Genomic DNA, 16029 nt, shown 5'->3' with positions numbered 1-16029 from the left:
GAGGCTAGACCCCCCGCGAAGGCTAGACCAGTGCCTTGCTCGCGGCAAACTGGACGAGCGCGCCGAACGTCTCGAGCATTTCGCCGTCGATCTCGTCGTCCTCGATTAGGATGCCGAGCCGGTCTTCGAGTTCGGTCAGCACGCTTGCCACCGCCATCGAATCGAGCTCGGGCAGCGCGCCGAATAGCGGTGTGTCGGCGGTGAACGCGGCGACGCGGTTCGCGCTGAGACCGAGGATATCGGCGAGGACGGCGCGTACCGTCGTTTCGACTTGGGAAGTGCCTTCGAAGATCACGAGCATCGCCTGAACGGTTAGGAACCCGGCCCCGCTAGCGTGTGGGGGTGAATTCGGCAACGGGTTCGCGCTTAGGGGGCTTGGCGCTATTAGGGCATCATGATCGCGCTCGACCCCAAGCCGTACCCTATCGACCACATCACGCTGCGTGGTGCGCCGGATGCCGTCGCGCTGGTCGACAAGGCGGGTACGATGACGTTTGCCGAGCTCGAGGTGGGGGTCGGTGCATTGGCGGGGTGGCTCGCTCGCCGAGAGCTGTCGGCGGGCGACCGCGTCGCGACGTGGCTGCCGAAGACGCGCGTCGCCTGCATGATGCCGCTGGCGACGGCGCGGGCAGGGCTGGTGCATGTCCCGGTCAACCCACTGCTCCGGCGAGTGCAGGTCGCGCATATTCTCGCAGATAGCGGCGCTCGGTTGCTCGTGACTCAGAGCGCGCGGGCTGGGACGCTAGACGATGGCGACGTACCGGATGGCTGCGCAATCGTGGACGAGACGGAGCTACTCTCGTTCCCTCGCGAACGCGGGGCTCCAGGATTGCAGGACGCGACGCCCGTGATTCCTGGCCCCCCGCTTCCGCAGGGGAGCGGAATGATGGGTCCCTCCGACGCCGACCCCGATACCCTGGCCGCGATCCTCTACACGTCCGGCTCCACCGGCCGCCCGAAAGGCGTGATGCTGAGCCATGCCAACCTGTGGCTCGGAGCGATCTCCGTCGCGCACTATCTGAAGCTGGAGCCTGAAGACCGCGTGCTCGGCGTCCTGCCCTTGTCGTTCGACTACGGCCAGAATCAGCTGTTCTCCACCTGGGCGGCAGGCGCGACGGTAGCGCCGCTCGACTACCTCGTCGCACGCGACGTGGTGAAGGCGGTCGAACGGGTCGAGGCGACGACGCTGGCAGGTGTGCCGCCCTTGTGGGTTCAGCTACTGGAAGCGGAGTGGCCGGTGGAAACCGCCGCGCGGCTGAAGCGGCTGACCAACTCCGGTGGTGCGCTGACGCCTCGGCTCGTGCGTGGACTGCGCGAGCGGTTCCCGGCGGCGGAAGTGTACGCAATGTACGGGCTGACCGAGGCGTTCCGGTCGACCTATCTCGATCCGGCGCTGATCGATACGCATCCCGACGCAATGGGGCGGGCGATCCCGTTTGCCGAGGTTTCGGTGGTGAAGCCCGACGGCACGCGCGCTGCGCCGGGGGAGGCGGGGGAACTCGTGCATTCGGGGCCACTCGTCGCGCGAGGCTATTGGCAGGATGCGGAGCGGACGGCGCAGCGGTTCCGGCCGGCGCCTAGTGGGGGCGGCATGGCGGTCTGGTCGGGGGATACCGTCGTCGAGGGCAATGATGGCTTGCTTCGGTTCGTCGGTCGCGACGACGAGATGATCAAGAGCGCGGGGAACCGGATCAGTCCGCTTGAGGTCGAGGAGGCCGTATTGGCAGGCGGCGAAGCGCGCGAGGCAGTCGCAGTCGGTGTGCCGGACGAGCGGTTGGGGCAGGCTATCGTCGTGATGCTGGCGGGGGATGCGAGCGAGGAGACGGCGTTGCGGGCGCGATTGCGGACGGCCTTGCCGAGCTTCATGCAGCCTGGAGGGTATCTGTGGCGGGACCAATTGCCGCGTAATGCCAATGGGAAGCTGGACAGGTCTGCCATCGCGTCGGAGGTAAAAGCTTGTTCTCCCGCGGAGGCGGGAGTCCAGTCTGGGCCCCCGCCTTCGCGGGGGAACAAGGAGGGGAGCGCGTCATGAAACCGATGGGTGCTCTTCCTCGGGAGTTCGCGCAGCAAAATGGTTCGCTGAAGATCAGCGGACGGACGGCCGACGACTGGGTCGCACAGGCCGGCGACACGCCGCTGTTCGTTTACGACATGGAGATCGTCGCCGCCCGCATTGCACGGTTCCGCGCGGCGATGCCGGCGATCGATCTGCATTACGCCATCAAGGCCAATCCACACGCCGAACTGCTAACCGCGATCGCACGGCTGGTCGACGGGCTCGACGTCGCGTCGTCGGGCGAACTCGCGAAGGCTATGATCGTCAAACCCGCCGCCTCGATCAGTTTCGCGGGTCCCGGCAAGCGTGACGATGAACTCGTGGCCGCGATCACTGCTGGCGCCACGCTCAACGTAGAATCGGAAGGCGAGGCGGCGCGGGCGTTCTTGATCGGCGACCGGCTTGGGCATACGCCTCGGATGGCTGTGCGGGTGAACCCCGATATCGAACTGCGCGGTTCTGGCATGCGGATGGGAGGGCGCGCGTCGCCATTTGGAGTCGATGCGGTACGGGCAGCGGCGCTCGTGAAGGTGATCGTCGCGGCGGGCGCAGACTGGCGCGGGTTCCATATCTACGCCGGCAGCCAGGCGCTTGATGCCGGCGCGATCGTCGAGACGCAGGCGGCGACGATCGCGCTCGCGGGGCGGTTGGCGGATGAGGCGGGCGTCGCGCCGCCGCTCGTCAACCTCGGCGGCGGCTTCGGCGTGCCGTATTTCGCCGGAGACGTGGCGCTCGACGTCGAGCGGGTCGGCGAGGCGCTGGCCGACGCGCTGGCATCGCGTCCGGCAGTCCTTGGCGAAGCGCGATTCGCGATCGAACTCGGGCGCTGGCTCGTGGCGGAGGCGGGCGTGTACCTGACCCGCGTCGTCGACGTGAAGCAGAGCCAAGGCGAGACCTTCGTCGTCGTCGATGGCGGCCTGAACCACCAGCTCGCCGCGAGCGGCAATTTCGGCACGGTCGTCCGTCGCAACTATCCGATCGCAGTCGCCGCGCGGATGGGCCAGGCGCCGACCGAGACCGTATCCGTCGTCGGCCCGCTCTGCACGCCGCTGGACCGGCTTGGCGACAAGATCGCGCTCCCGCCGGTGCAGGTCGGCGAGCTGGTGGCGATCTTCATGGCCGGCGCATACGGCGCGAGCGCGAGCCCGAGTGCGTTTCTTGGGCATCCACCGGCGATCGAGATCGTTACTGCTGGATAGCCCATCGGCGCGGTCTCGAATTGGGGTGTCCCAATCTGGGGCCATTGCCCGCCTGGAGCATGGTTACGGGGCGCTCCTAACGCTATCTTCACCTGTTCCTTGCATAGCCGAGGCTGAGTTTAGCCGACCGCCGGGCAACCGTCGGTCAGCGTCCCGCCAATGTGGCGCCAGGAGAGAAGTGCCCATGCGTTCCGGACCCGTATCGAAATCCCTGCTGACCTTGGGCCTCGTCGGAACGACGTTGTCCGCCTGTTCGACCACCGGTGGCCGTCCCGAACTGCCGCCCGCGTCGTATGTCGCGAACAAGGAGCTGCCCGGCGAGGAATACGTCATCGGGCCGCTCGATCAGCTCAACATCTTCGTCTGGCGCAATCCGGAATTGTCGTCGAAGGTCCAGGTGCGCCCCGACGGCCGGATTACCACGCCGCTGATCAACGACATGCCTGCGGTCGGCAAGACGCCGGCGATCCTTGCGGACGACATGAAGAAGGCGCTGGGGGCCTATATCAAGGACCCGATCGTCTCGGTGATCGTCGAGAATTTCAGCGGCACGTACAGCCAGCAGGTCCGCATCGTCGGCGCGACCGAGAAGCCGGCCTCGATCCCGTACCGTGCCAACATGACCTTGCTGGATGCGATGATCGCGGTCGGCGGGCTCAGCCAATATGCCGCGGGCAACAAGGCGCGACTGGTGCGCTATGATCGCGAGACCGGCAAGCAGACCGAGTTCGCGTTGCAGATCGGCAATCTGCTCAAGAAAGGCGATTCGTCGGCCAACGTCCGGCTCGAGCCTGGCGACGTCATCATCATCCCTGAATCGATGTTCTGACGATGAACGGGATCTACGACGAAGTGCGCATCGCGCTGCATGCGATCTGGACGCGGCGATGGCTGGCGCTGGGCGTGGCGTGGGGCGTGTGCGTGCTCGGCTGGCTGGTCGTGTCGCAGATCCCAAGCCGGTACGATTCGACCGCGCGTATCTTCGTCCAGATGCAGACGATCCTGCCGGCGGGAATGGACGGCGTGCCGCAGAGCGTGCCGATGTCCGTCGATACGATCCGGACGACGTTGATCTCCGCGACGAACCTCGAAAAGGTCGTGCGCGGGACCGATCTGGCTAACACTGTGGCGAGCGACAGCGACGTTGCGGACCGGGTTGCGACGCTGGCCCCCAACATCAAGATCGCATCGCAGCAGGATAATCTGTTCCAGATCACGACGAGCGCCGCGAGCCCCAAGATCGCGCGGCAGGTGACGCAGAAGCTGATCGACCTGTTCGTTGAGCAGAACCTTGCAGGCGATCGTTCGAAGACGACGCAGAGCCTGACCTTCCTCGATCAGCAGCTGGCAGCGCGGCAGAAGCAGCTTGCCGATGCCGAGGCCAAGCGTGCCGATTTCCAGAACCGTTATCTTGGCGCTCTGCCCGGTACCGGGTCGGTCAGCGACCGGATCGGTGCGTCGCGGTCGCAGATGGCACAGGTCGACGGCGACCTTGCCGCTGCGCAGTCGAGCCTCGCCGCGGTGCAGGGCCAGATGGCGGGAACGCCGGCGACGGTGCCGGGCGCTGGTGGCGTCGCCGGCGCGGCCGGGCCGGCGCGCGCGCGGTTGCAGGCGATCCAGGGCCAGCTCGCCGATGCGCGCGCGCGGGGCTATACCGAGAACCATCCCGACGTGATCGCGCTGAAGAGCCAGCTCGCGGCAGCGACCGCGGCGGCGCGCAGCGAGCCCCTGTCGGGCGGTGCGGCGGCCGGGAACGCACAGAACCCGCTCTACGCATCGCTACAGTCGATGGTCGCCGATCGCCAGGCCACCGTCGCCTCGCTTCGCATGCGGAAGAGCCAGTTGCAGGGCGACCTTGATCTGCTCAATTCGAAGCTGTCGGGCGATCCCGAGGTGGCCGCCGAGCAAGGGGCGATCGATCGCGACTATCAGGTGCTCAAGGACCAGTATGACGCGTTGCTGCGACAGCGCGAGCAGACCGCGCTGGTCGGTCAGGCGCAGTCGCAGAACGATCATGTGAAGTTCAGCGTGATCGATCCGCCGACGATGCCGCGCACACCCAGCGCACCCAATCGGATGCTGCTGCTGTCGGGCGTGCTGATCGCAGGGCTCGGCGCGGGGATCGGTGCGGCGTTCGCGATGGGCCAGTTGCGGACGACGTTCCCGACGACCTCGCGGCTCGAAAAGGCGGCGGGAATGCCGGTGATCGGCTCGATCGGCGAAGTCGTGACGCGCGTGCAATCGAGCCAGCGTCGCCGGAAACTGACGATGTTCCTGGGCGGTACCGCCGCGCTGGGCGCAGCCTATGTCCTGTTGCTGGGGGTGGAAATCCTTCAGCGCGGGCTGGCGGCATAAAGGGGGCATGACCGTGACCAAACCCGTCCGCGAACCCTCGCTGCTTGAACGTGCGGCCAAGGTGTATGATTTCGGCGCGCATGCGCGCGCACGCGGTGTTGTGGTGCCGGAAGCGCCCGTGGTCGAGACGCCAGTGGTCGACACGTCAGTAGCCGAGACGCCCGCTGCTGCTCCTACCGCGGCACCGGTCGCTCCCGCCGCGCGCGAACCGATCTTCGCGCCGTCGCACGAGTTCACCGATCCGACGTTCCTTGCGATCCCCGAGGAGCTGCGCGCGCCGATCGGCGACGAACTGCCGGACGAGTTCTACTTCCCCGAAGAGACGGGCGACACCGCGCGGATCGACCGCGGGATGCTCGCGGGCAATGGCATGATCGTGCCCGGCGCACCGGTCGGCCCGCTCGCCGAGGAATTCCGGCTGATCAAGCGCCAGTTGCTGATCTCCAGCACGCGCATCGCCGAGAGCGACAGTCCCGACAAGGCGCGAATGATCCTGGTGTGCTCGGCCCGCCCGGGCGACGGCAAGACGTTCTGCGCGGTCAACCTCGCGCTCTCGATCGCCGCCGAGCGCGATACCGAAGTGCTGCTGGTCGATGCCGACGTCGCCAAGCCCGATGTCGTCAAGCAGCTCGGGCTCGCCGATGGCCCCGGCCTGCTCGATGCGCTGAGCGATGTGCGCGTGGATGTCGAAGACTTCGTGATCCAGACCGACGTGGCGCATCTGTCGATCCTGCCCGCCGGGACCAAGACGACGATGGACACCGAACTGCTCGCCAGCGCGCGCACCAAGGCAGTGATCGCGCGGCTGCTCGAGGCGAACCCGCGCCGTGTCATCATCTTCGATTCGCCGCCCGCGCTCGCGGCATCGCCTGCCGCCGTGCTGGCGATGCGCGTCGGGCAGGTGATGCTCGTCGTCCGCGCCGATCGCACGCCCGAAAACGAACTGCGCGCCGCAGTCAATCTTCTCGACGGGTGCGAGCATATCCAGCTCGTCCTCAACGCCGTATCCTTCGTCCAGGGCGGCGCGCGCTTCGGCAGCTATTACGGCCAGGAGGCCTGATGATGACCCACCCAACCAGGCTGACGACCCGCGCACTCGCGCTGGCAGGCGGCACTGCCGTGCTGGCGACGCTGCTCGCGGCGCCCGCCGCAGCGCAGGCCGCGCGTCGCGTCACCATCAACCCGTATATCGAAGCCAGCCAGACGCTGTATGCCGATCTGAACGGTGGTGACGTGCTGACCTACACCAGCCTTGCGGCGGGCGTGGATGCCGCGATCGAGACTCAGCGTGTTTCGGGGCAGCTCAGCTATAGGTACGAACGCCGCTTCGGCTGGGGCGACGACCTCGGCGACCAGGATATCCATTCCGGCCTCGCGCGCGTCGACGCCCGCGTCACGCGCAACCTGACGCTCGAAGCCGCCGGCATCGCGACACGCGCGCGGTCCGATATCCGCGGCGCGGCGCCCGGCTTGCTCGTCGGCAACGTGGACAACGTCAGCCAGCTCTATTCGGTCTTCGCCGGCCCGAGCTTCACCGACACCTTCGGCCCGGTCGTGTTCAACGCGAACTATCGCCTCGGCTATACCAAGGTCGAGACGCCGACCTTCGGCGATACCGCGGTGGGCGGACGGCGGCTCGATTATTACGACGATTCGATCGGCAACACCGCCACCGCCAGCGCGACCGTCGCACCCGGCAGCATCGCGCCGTTCGGCATCACGCTCAGCGGCGCGTACGACCGCGAGACCGCAAGCCAACTCAAACAACGCTACGAAGGTTATTACGGCCGCGGCGACATACTCCAGCCGATATCGCCCTATGTCGCGCTGACCGCGGGCGTCGGCTACGAGACGATCGAGACGAGCCAGAAGGACGCGGTCGTCGACGCGACGGGGACGCCGGTGCTCGACCGCGACGGCCGGTTCATCACCAACGCAGCGTCGCCACGGCGGATCGCCTACCGTACCGACGGGGTCTATTACGACGCGGGCGTGATCTGGCGGCCCAATCGCCGGACCTCGGTCGAGGCGCATGTCGGCAAGCGATATGGCTCGCTCAGCTACACCGGCACGGCGACGTATCAGGCGTCGCAGTCGGTTGGGCTCTCGGTCAACGTCTATGACGGCGTGCAGACCTTCGGACGCCAGCTCCGCACCGGCATCGGCAACCTGCCGACCAGCTTCCTGACCGGCCAGCAACAGGGCTTCGGCCAGCAGTTCAACGGATGCGTGTTCGGTACCACGGGCGCGGCGCCCGGCGGCTGCCTCAACGACGTGTTCCAGTCGATCTCGACCGCCAGCTACCGTGCGCGCGGCGTCGACGGCGTGATCGTCGCGACCCGTGGCCGATCGACCTTCGGTGCCGGCCTCGGCTATGCCAATCGCAAGCTGTACGCCCCCAATTTCGCGCCGGGCATCGTCGTCACCGGTATCGAGGATCAGAGCTATTACGGGCAGCTGTTCTACCAGCGCTCGCTGACGCAGGCGTCGGGCGTCAACGCCGACCTGTTTGCCAATTATTATGATCCCGGCGTGGCCAATATCGCCCCTGAAGACGTTTCTGGTGACGACGGCGTATGGTCGTACGGGGCGACGGGTACATACTACCACAATTTCGGGCGACTCGGCACAACCGCGTCGCTTGGGCTTTACAGCTTCAAGGTCGGTGATTTCGACAGCGAGTGGTCGGCGCAGGCGCTGATCGGCGCGCGGTACCAGTTCTGAAGGCGAGCAGCAGATGTACGACGAACATTATGGACTGACGGGGCGGCCGTTCCAGCTGACCCCCGATCCCAAATTCTGGTTCGAGACGGCCACGCACCGCAAGGCCATGGCGTATCTCGGCTATGGCCTGGCGCAGGGCGAGGGCTTCATCGTGATCACCGGCGATATCGGCGCGGGCAAGACGACGCTGGTCGGTCACCTGATGGACACGATCGATCACCAGCGGCTGAACGCGATCAAGCTGGTGTCGACCGCGATCGAGGCGGACGACCTGTTGCGGATCGTCGCGACCGAATTGCAGGTCGATCCCGCCGGGCTGACAAAGGCCGAACTGCTGACCGCGATCGAGCGCGGGCTGCACGCCGTGGCGCGGACCGGCAAGCGGACGCTGTTGATCGTCGATGAAGCGCAGGCTCTGCCGGTATCGGCGCTCGAAGAATTGCGGATGCTGTCGAACTTCCAGGCGGGCGGCCATGCGCTGTTGCAGATCGTCCTGCTCGGCCAGCCCGAATTCCGCGATCGGCTGCACGGGTCTGAGCGGCTCGAACAGCTGCGCCAGCGCGTCATCGCGATCCACCACCTCGATCCGATGGAGGAGCACGAGGTCTCCGAGTATCTTGCGCACCGGCTGTCGGTGGTCGGCTGGACGGGCAATCCCGATTTTGCCGACGATGCGTTTGCGGCGTTTTTCGCAGGGTCGGCGGGCGTTCCGCGGCGGCTGAACCTGCTCGCGGGCCGCGTCATGCTGTATGCGGCGATCGAGGATCTGACGGTCATCGATGCTGCGGTCGTACAGTCGGTACAGCGTGACCTGGAAGGCGATCTGCCGATGCTGGCGACCGATACGGGGAAGGGGGCCGCTGCGTCCGCTCCCGTCTCCGGTACCGCCGAGCCCGTCGCAAAGCCGACGCCGGTGGCAGAGGCGGAGCGCACCGATCCCGCGATCGCGGACCGCATCGCTGCGCTTGAAGCGCGCGTGGACTTGCAGGACAAGGCGCTTCGCCGCGTGCTGACGCTGCTGGTCGACTGGATCGAGAGTGACGACGACAAGCCGGAATACGCACCGATCCGCGGTGTGACGGCCTGGCACGACGCAGCGTAAATGACTGTTCTCAACGGCATGTCGGTCGACGTGGAGGACTGGTTTCAGGTCGGCGCGTTCGAGAAGGTCATCGACAAGGCGGACTGGGATTCGCTCCAGCCGCGCGTCGAGGCGAACACCGATGCGGTCCTGGCGCTGTTCGCCGAACGAGAGACGAAGGCGACCTTCTTCACGCTGGGCTGGGTGGCGCACCGCTATCCGGCGCTGATCCGGCGGATCGTCGATGCGGGGCATGAGATTGCCAGCCATGGCTGGGACCACCAGCGCGTGTTCACGATGACGCCGGAAGTGTTTCGTGCCGACCTCGTGCGGGCACGGACCGCGATCGAGGATGCGGCGGGGGCGAAGGTCACGGGCTATCGTGCGCCGAGTTTCTCGATCGACCAGCGGACGCCCTGGGCGCATGTCGAGCTGGCGGAGGCGGGCTATGCCTATTCCTCCAGCGTCGCGCCGGTGAAGCACGATCATTACGGCTGGCTCGATGCGCCGCGCTACGGTTTCAAGCCGCTTGCGGACAGCGCGCTGATCGAAGTGCCGGTGACGGTCGCCCAGTTCGGTGAGCGCAAGCTTGCCACCGGGGGCGGGTTCTTTCGGCTGCTGCCCGCTGCGATCACCGATTTCGCCGTGCGGCAGGTAAACCGCGAGGACCGGCCGGCGATGTTCTACTTCCACCCGTGGGAGATCGACCCGTCGCAGCCGCGCGTCGAGCAGGCACCGATGCGGTCCAAGATCCGCCATTATTCGCGGCTCGGCGCGATGGCGGGCAAGCTGCGCGGGTTGCTTGGTCGTCATCAATGGGGCCGCGTCGATGCGGTCGTCGCGCGCGAAGCGGCCCGGCTGGCGTGACCGCACCGATGCCCTTCGGCGTGCGCGAGGCGGACCTTCGCGATACGGGCGATTGCGCGCAAATCACGGCGTTCGTGGAATCGTCGGAGGGCGCGACGCCGTTCCACCTGCCAGCCTGGAGCCGTGCGGTGCAGGACGGATGCGGCCAGCGCGCGCGGTATCTCGTGTCCGAGACCGATCGCGCGATCGTCGGCGTGCTGCCACTGACCGAGATGCGCTCGCCATTGTTCGGGCGTGCGCTGGTGTCGACCGGGTTCGGCGTCGATGGTGGCGTGCTTGGGGGAGCGGTTGAACCGCTTGCCGCTGGCGCGTGGAACCTTGCGCTGCGCATCGGATGTCCGTCGGTCGAGCTGCGTGGCGGTGCAGCGCCGAACGGCTGGGATAGCGACGACGGCAGCTATCTCGGTTTCGCGCGCGATCTGGCGACGGACGACGATGCCGAACTGCTCGCCATCCCGCGGAAGCAGCGCGCCGAAGTCCGCCGTGCGCTCGGATTCGACCTGGAGATCGTCACGGGCAACGATCGGAAACTACTTGCCGAGCACTACCGGGTCTATGCGGAATCGGTCCGCAACCTAGGCACGCCGGTGTTTCCGGCCAAGCTTTTTCGTAGTGTTACCAGCGTGATGGATGCGGATGTTCTTACCGTAAAGCATGGGGGCAGGGCGGTCGCCAGCGTGCTGAGCCTGTATTTCAACGGCACGGTTTACCCCTATTGGGGCGGCGGGACCGACGCGGCGCGGGGGCTTCGCGCCAATGACCGGATGTATTTCGCGCTGATGGCACATGCCCGAGCGCGCGGCTGCACGCGGTTCGACTTCGGGCGTTCGAAGACGGGGACGGGGGCGGCGGCGTTCAAGAAGAACTGGGGCTTCACGCCCGAGCCGCGGCTTTACGCCAAGCGGAGCAGCGGTCCCGCGCGCGAAGTGAACCCGCTCAATCCGAAATACGCGCTGATGGTGCGAACGTGGAAGAAGCTTCCCTTGTGGGCGGCGACCGCAGCAGGGCCGTGGATTTCCCGAGGCTTGGGGTGAGCCTGCTCTTCCTCGCGCACCGCGTACCCTTTCCGCCCGACCGCGGCGACAAGATCCGCAGCTTCCATATCCTCCAGTATCTGGCGCAGCGCACGCCGGTGCATCTGGTGGCGTTTGCCGACGACGAGGCGGACGTCGATCCGCCTGCGGTGTTCACCGACATGCTGGCGAGCTGCACGATCATTCCGCGCGCGAAGTCGCAGACGCGTGCCGCCATCGAAGCGCTCGCCACGGGCAAGCCGGTATCGCTGACCGCGTTCGCGCATCCGGCGATGCAGGCCGCTGTCGATCGAGTCGTCCCGCAGGTCGGCGGCGTCTATTGTTTCTCGGGTCAGATGGCGCAGTATCTGCCGGCTGGCAGGCCGCCGGTCGTCATGGATTTCGTCGACATGGACTCCGCCAAGTTCGCGGGCTTCGCCGAGGACGCGCGCGGCCCGATGCGCTGGATGATGCGCCGCGAAGCCCGCCTGCTGGGGGCTTTCGAGCGGGAGATTGCGTCACGGGTCTCTGCGAGCCTGTTCGTCAGCGAGGCCGAAGCGGCACTGTTCCGCGACGGTGGTGCGCAAGGGCGGGTGCTCGCCGTGGAGAACGGCATCGATTCAGCAAAGTTCGATCCTGCTGCAAGCTACCTCAACCCAAGCAACCACCCCGGCGAAGGCCGGGGCCCAGTTGGAAAGGTTGCAGTAACAGCGGACAGCCCGTCCTCATCACGCTCTCCCAACTGGGCCCCGGCCTCCGCCGGGGTGGCATGGTCGCATGAAATGGAAGGGGAAGCGCTCGTCGCTTTCACCGGCCAGATGGACTACCGCCCCAATATCGATGCGGTAACCTTGTTCGCGCGCGACATCCTCCCGCTGATTTGCCGCTACCGTCCCGTGCAGTTCGCGATCGTCGGCCGCGCACCCACGCCGGCCGTGCAGGCACTGGCGAGCGACCACGTCACCGTCACCGGCGCAGTCGACGACGTCCGCGGCTGGCTCGCCGCTGCGGACGTCTGTGTCGCACCGCTCAAACTCGCGCGCGGGATCCAGAACAAGGTGCTCGAGGCGATGGCGATGGCGCGCCCCGTGGTCGCCTCCGCCGCCGCCGCCGAGGGCATCGACCATGCCGGTACGATCCGCGTCGCCGAGACCGCCGCCGCGTTCGCCGCCGAGGTAATCGCGCTGCTCGAAGCCCCCGAGGACGCAGCGAGTCTTGGCGAGTCTGCCCGCGCGCAGGTCATCCGCCGCTACGGCTGGGACGCGCGTCTCGCACCGCTCGACGCGCTGCTCGGGCTGTCCACATGACCGCGTGGCGCCGGCACGGTATCGCGCTGGCGGTCGCGTTCGTGCTGATCCTGCTGACGTTCCGCAGCGACGTGCGCGATCTCGCGCATATCTGGTGGAACAGCACGACGTTCGGGCATTGCCTGTTCATCGGCCCGGTGATTGCCTGGCTCGTCTGGCAACGCCGCGCGGAACTCGCGCAACTCACGCCGACGGGGTGGTGGCCTGGCCTCGCGCTGATCGCGATCGGCGGGTTCGGTTGGCTGATGGGCGACGCCGCCTCGGTCGGGTTCGCGCGCCAGCTCGGGCTCGTAATGATGCTGCAAGGCACGGTGGTCACGATCCTCGGGCCCAACGTCGCGCGCGGCCTGCTGTTTCCGCTCGGCTACGCGTTCTTCCTCGTGCCGTTTGGCGAAGGCCTCGAACCGCCGTTGCAGACCATCACGGTCGCGATCGTGATGCCGCTGCTCCATCTCGTCGGCGTGCCGGCGGTGGTCGACGGCGTGCTGATCCATGCCGGTCGCTATTATTTCGAGGTCGCCGAAGCGTGTTCGGGCGCGAAGTTCGTCATCGCGATGGTCGCGTTCGGCGTGCTGGTCGCCAACCTATGCTTCGTGTCGTGGAAGCGCCGCGCTGTGTTCCTCGTGGTCTCGGTCGTCGTGCCCGTCATCGCCAACGGCTTTCGCGCGTTCGGGACGATCTGGGCGGCGGACCTGACGTCGGTCGAGGCTGCGACGGGCCTCGATCATATCGTCTATGGCTGGGTCTTCTTCGCGCTCGTCATGGCGGGCGTGCTGGCGATCGGCTGGCGCTGGTTCGACCGCGCGCCCGACGATCCCGCGTTCGATCCGGCGACGCTCCAGGCGATACCTCGCCGCCGCACCGACCTCCCGGTCGCTACCGCGCTCGTACTCGCCACGGTCGCGGTCTTCCCGCTGTGGAGCGCGGCGATCGCGAGCCGGGCGCAGGCGCTGCCCGCGCATATCGACCTGCCCGACATTGCCGGCTGGCACCGCGTTCCGGTCAGCACGCGCGCGCCCTGGACGCCCTATTATCCCGGCGCCGACCACTATCTGTTCGGTCGCTACGCCGATGCGTCGGGCGTGACCGTCGACGTGAGTATCGCCGTGTTCGGTAGCCAGCATGAAGGCAAGGAGCTGATCGCGTACGGCACGGGCGTCCTGCGCCAGGAGGATCGCTGGGTCCGCGTCGAGACCCTGTCCGCGATTTCGGGTGGTTCGGCGATGCGGATCACCGCGCCGGGCCCCGTAGAGCGGATCGTCGCGACGTGGTACCGGGTCGGCGACACGACCACGCAGGACGAGACGCTGGTGAAGATCGAGACGATGAAGGCGCGGCTGCTCGGCGGTCCGCAACGTGCGGTGGCGATCCACCTGTCGGTCGAGGGCGCCGACCCGCGTCCGATCGCGCGCTTCCTCGCCGCATTGGGGCCGATCGGTACGGTCGCCGATCATGCCGCGGGGATGCGCTAGATGTGCGGCATTGCCGGCATCTTCCATCCGGGTACGCCCAAGCCGGTCGACCCCAACCGCGTCCATGCGATGATCGCCGCGCTCGCGCATCGGGGGCCCGACGGCGACGGCATCTGGACCGCGCCGGGCGTCGGGCTCGGCCACCGCCGGCTGTCGATCATCGACCTCGAAGGCTCGCCGCAGCCGATGTCCGACGGTACGCTGACGATCACCTACAACGGCGAAGTCTATAATTTCGCCGAACTGCGCGACGAGCTGATCGCCAAGGGTGCGATCTTCCGGACGGTGGGCGATACCGAAGTCCTGCTCCACGCATGGCGCGCCTGGGGGCCGTCGATGCTCGACAGGTTGAACGGCATGTTCGCGTTCGGGATCCACGATTCCGCTGCGCACACGCTGTTCCTCGCGCGCGACCGGACGGGCGTGAAGCCGCTATATTATGTCGAGCTCGCCGACGGTTCGCTCGCCTTCGCGTCCGAACTGAAGGGCCTGCTCGCGCATCCGCAACTCCGGCGCGTGCCCGATCTGAGCGCCGTCGAGGATTACCTTGCGCTGGGCTACGTCCCCGATGATTCCTGCATCGTCGCGGGCGTGAAGAAGCTGGCGGCAGGGCATTTCCTGCTGGTCGAGCGCGGTCGCGCGGTGCCGCAACCGCGTAAATGGTGGGACATCGATTTCTCCAACCGAGCGACCGGATCCGCCAAGGCACTCGGCGAGGAACTGGTCGACCGAATGCGCGCGGGCGTGCGGTCGCGGATGGTCGCCGACGTGCCGCTCGGCGCGTTTCTGTCGGGCGGAGTGGACAGCTCTGCGGTAGTCGCGCTGATGGCCGAGGCGAGCCCCAAGGCAGTCCGCACCTGCACGATCGGCTTCGACGAAGCTGGGCATGACGAGCGGGGCTTTGCCTCCACAGTCGCGCGCCGGTTCGCCACCGATCACCGCGAGCGCGTGGTCCAGTCCGGCGACGTCTCGCTGATCGACACGCTGGTCGCGAGCTTCGACGAACCCTTCGCCGATGCCTCCGCGCTCGCGACGTACCAGGTCTGCGCGCTGGCCCGCGAGAGCGTCACCGTCGCGCTGTCGGGCGACGGCGCGGACGAGGCGCTCGCCGGCTACCGTCGCTACAAGTTCCAGTCCGCCGAGGAGCGAGTCCGCGGCCTGCTCCCGGCGCATCTGCGCGCGGACGTGTTCGGGACGCTTGGCCGCTGGTATCCGAAGGCCGATTGGGCACCGCGTCCGCTGCGCGCGAAATCGACGTTGCTCGCGCTCGCGCAGGGTGGCGGCGAGGCGTATGCGCGGTCGGTCGGCGTCACCACGCCCGAGTTGCGCGCGCATCTCTTCACGCCCAGCGCCCGCGCCACGCTCGGTGGGTACCGTGCCGAGGATCGCTACGTCGCGACGATGGCGAACGCGCCCGCGCGCGATGCGATCGACCGCGCGCAATATGCCGACATCAAGCACTGGCTGCCCGGCGACATCCTCACCAAGGTCGATCGCACCAGCATGGCGGTCGGGCTGGAGGCGCGCGAGCCGTTGCTCGATCACCGCCTGATCGAGTTCTGCGCAACGCTGCCGGCGAACATGCGGTTGCGCCACGGCGAGGGCAAATGGCTGATGAAGAAGGCGATGGAGCCGTATCTGCCACGTGAGATCCTCTATCGGCAGAAAATGGGCTTCGTGACGCCGATCAGCGCGTGGTTCCGCGAGACGCTGGCGGGGGAGGCGTCGGCGCTGGCGAAGTCGCGCACGCTCGGTGAGACGGGCTGGTTCGACATGGCGACGATCGCGCGGATCGCCGACGAACACCGCATGGGCCGGGTCGAGCATGGCCGGACCCTGTGGCAGTTCGTGATGCTCGAACGATCGATGAAGCGGATGTTCGGGTAGCTCCTGATCCTCCCCCGCCAGGGGGAGGTGTCGCCGAAGGTGACGGAGGGGGAGGACACGGAACAGGC

General features: G+C 67.3%; 13 protein-coding genes. 12 read left to right on the top strand and 1 reads right to left on the bottom strand.

The features are described 5' to 3' along the window. Nucleotides 1–22 precede the first annotated feature (22 nt). Nucleotides 23–301, bottom strand: a complete 279-nt coding sequence (locus IFT67_RS02950; RefSeq protein ID WP_192144978.1) for an acyl carrier protein — start codon at nucleotides 299–301, stop codon at nucleotides 23–25. Nucleotides 302–394: 93 nt separating this feature from the next. Between IFT67_RS02950 and IFT67_RS02945 the strand changes: the two genes are divergently transcribed. The 12 genes from IFT67_RS02945 (at nucleotide 395) to IFT67_RS02890 (ending at nucleotide 15961) form a co-directional block, all read left to right on the top strand. Then, the gene (locus IFT67_RS02945; RefSeq protein ID WP_192144977.1) at nucleotides 395–2032 is read left to right on the top strand and encodes an acyl-CoA ligase (AMP-forming), exosortase A system-associated; all 1638 of its coding nucleotides are present in this window, start codon (nucleotides 395–397) and stop codon (nucleotides 2030–2032) included. After that, nucleotides 2029–3255, top strand: a complete 1227-nt coding sequence (locus IFT67_RS02940; protein ID WP_192144976.1) for a pyridoxal-dependent decarboxylase, exosortase A system-associated — start codon at nucleotides 2029–2031, stop codon at nucleotides 3253–3255. Before IFT67_RS02945 ends, IFT67_RS02940 begins: the two co-directional genes overlap by 4 nt. Before the next feature lie 184 nt (nucleotides 3256–3439). Further along, complete coding sequence (locus IFT67_RS02935) at nucleotides 3440–4084, top strand: XrtA/PEP-CTERM system exopolysaccharide export protein (protein ID WP_192144975.1); 645 nt, start codon at nucleotides 3440–3442, stop codon at nucleotides 4082–4084. A gap of 2 nt (nucleotides 4085–4086) precedes the next feature. Next, nucleotides 4087–5610, top strand: coding sequence for an XrtA system polysaccharide chain length determinant (locus IFT67_RS02930; RefSeq protein ID WP_107961944.1), 1524 nt, complete (start codon nucleotides 4087–4089; stop codon nucleotides 5608–5610). A gap of 7 nt (nucleotides 5611–5617) precedes the next feature. After that, entirely contained in the window at nucleotides 5618–6670 is a 1053-nt protein-coding gene (locus IFT67_RS02925) for an AAA family ATPase (RefSeq protein WP_192144974.1), read from the top strand. After that, the gene (locus tag IFT67_RS02920; RefSeq protein ID WP_244647144.1) at nucleotides 6670–8334 is read left to right on the top strand and encodes a hypothetical protein; all 1665 of its coding nucleotides are present in this window, start codon (nucleotides 6670–6672) and stop codon (nucleotides 8332–8334) included. Before IFT67_RS02925 ends, IFT67_RS02920 begins: the two co-directional genes overlap by 1 nt. Nucleotides 8335–8347: 13 nt before the next feature. Continuing rightward, on the top strand, nucleotides 8348–9436 hold the full coding sequence (locus IFT67_RS02915) for an ExeA family protein (RefSeq protein ID WP_192144973.1): 1089 nt from the start codon (nucleotides 8348–8350) through the stop codon (nucleotides 9434–9436). Further along, nucleotides 9437–10282 (top strand): XrtA system polysaccharide deacetylase, encoded by an 846-nt coding sequence (locus IFT67_RS02910; RefSeq protein WP_244647143.1) that lies wholly within the window; start codon nucleotides 9437–9439, stop codon nucleotides 10280–10282. An 8-nt stretch (nucleotides 10283–10290) separates the two neighbouring features. Beyond that, nucleotides 10291–11316, top strand: a complete 1026-nt coding sequence (locus IFT67_RS02905) for a FemAB family XrtA/PEP-CTERM system-associated protein (protein ID WP_192146398.1) — start codon at nucleotides 10291–10293, stop codon at nucleotides 11314–11316. Then, entirely contained in the window at nucleotides 11313–12602 is a 1290-nt protein-coding gene (locus IFT67_RS20525) for a glycosyltransferase (RefSeq protein WP_342450538.1), read from the top strand. The genes IFT67_RS02905 and IFT67_RS20525 overlap by 4 nt, the downstream gene beginning before the upstream one ends. After that, the gene (gene xrtA / locus IFT67_RS02895) at nucleotides 12599–14074 is read left to right on the top strand and encodes an exosortase A (protein ID WP_192144972.1); all 1476 of its coding nucleotides are present in this window, start codon (nucleotides 12599–12601) and stop codon (nucleotides 14072–14074) included. Before IFT67_RS20525 ends, xrtA begins: the two co-directional genes overlap by 4 nt. Next, complete coding sequence (locus tag IFT67_RS02890) at nucleotides 14075–15961, top strand: XrtA/PEP-CTERM system amidotransferase (protein WP_192144971.1); 1887 nt, start codon at nucleotides 14075–14077, stop codon at nucleotides 15959–15961. Nucleotides 15962–16029 lie beyond the last annotated feature (68 nt).

The sequence above is a fragment of the Sphingomonas sp. CFBP 13728 genome (assembly GCF_014841895.1).
Classification (GTDB): domain Bacteria; phylum Pseudomonadota; class Alphaproteobacteria; order Sphingomonadales; family Sphingomonadaceae; genus Sphingomonas.
Note: the sequence above shows the minus strand (reverse complement) of the source record. Positions and strands in the feature narration are given on the sequence as shown.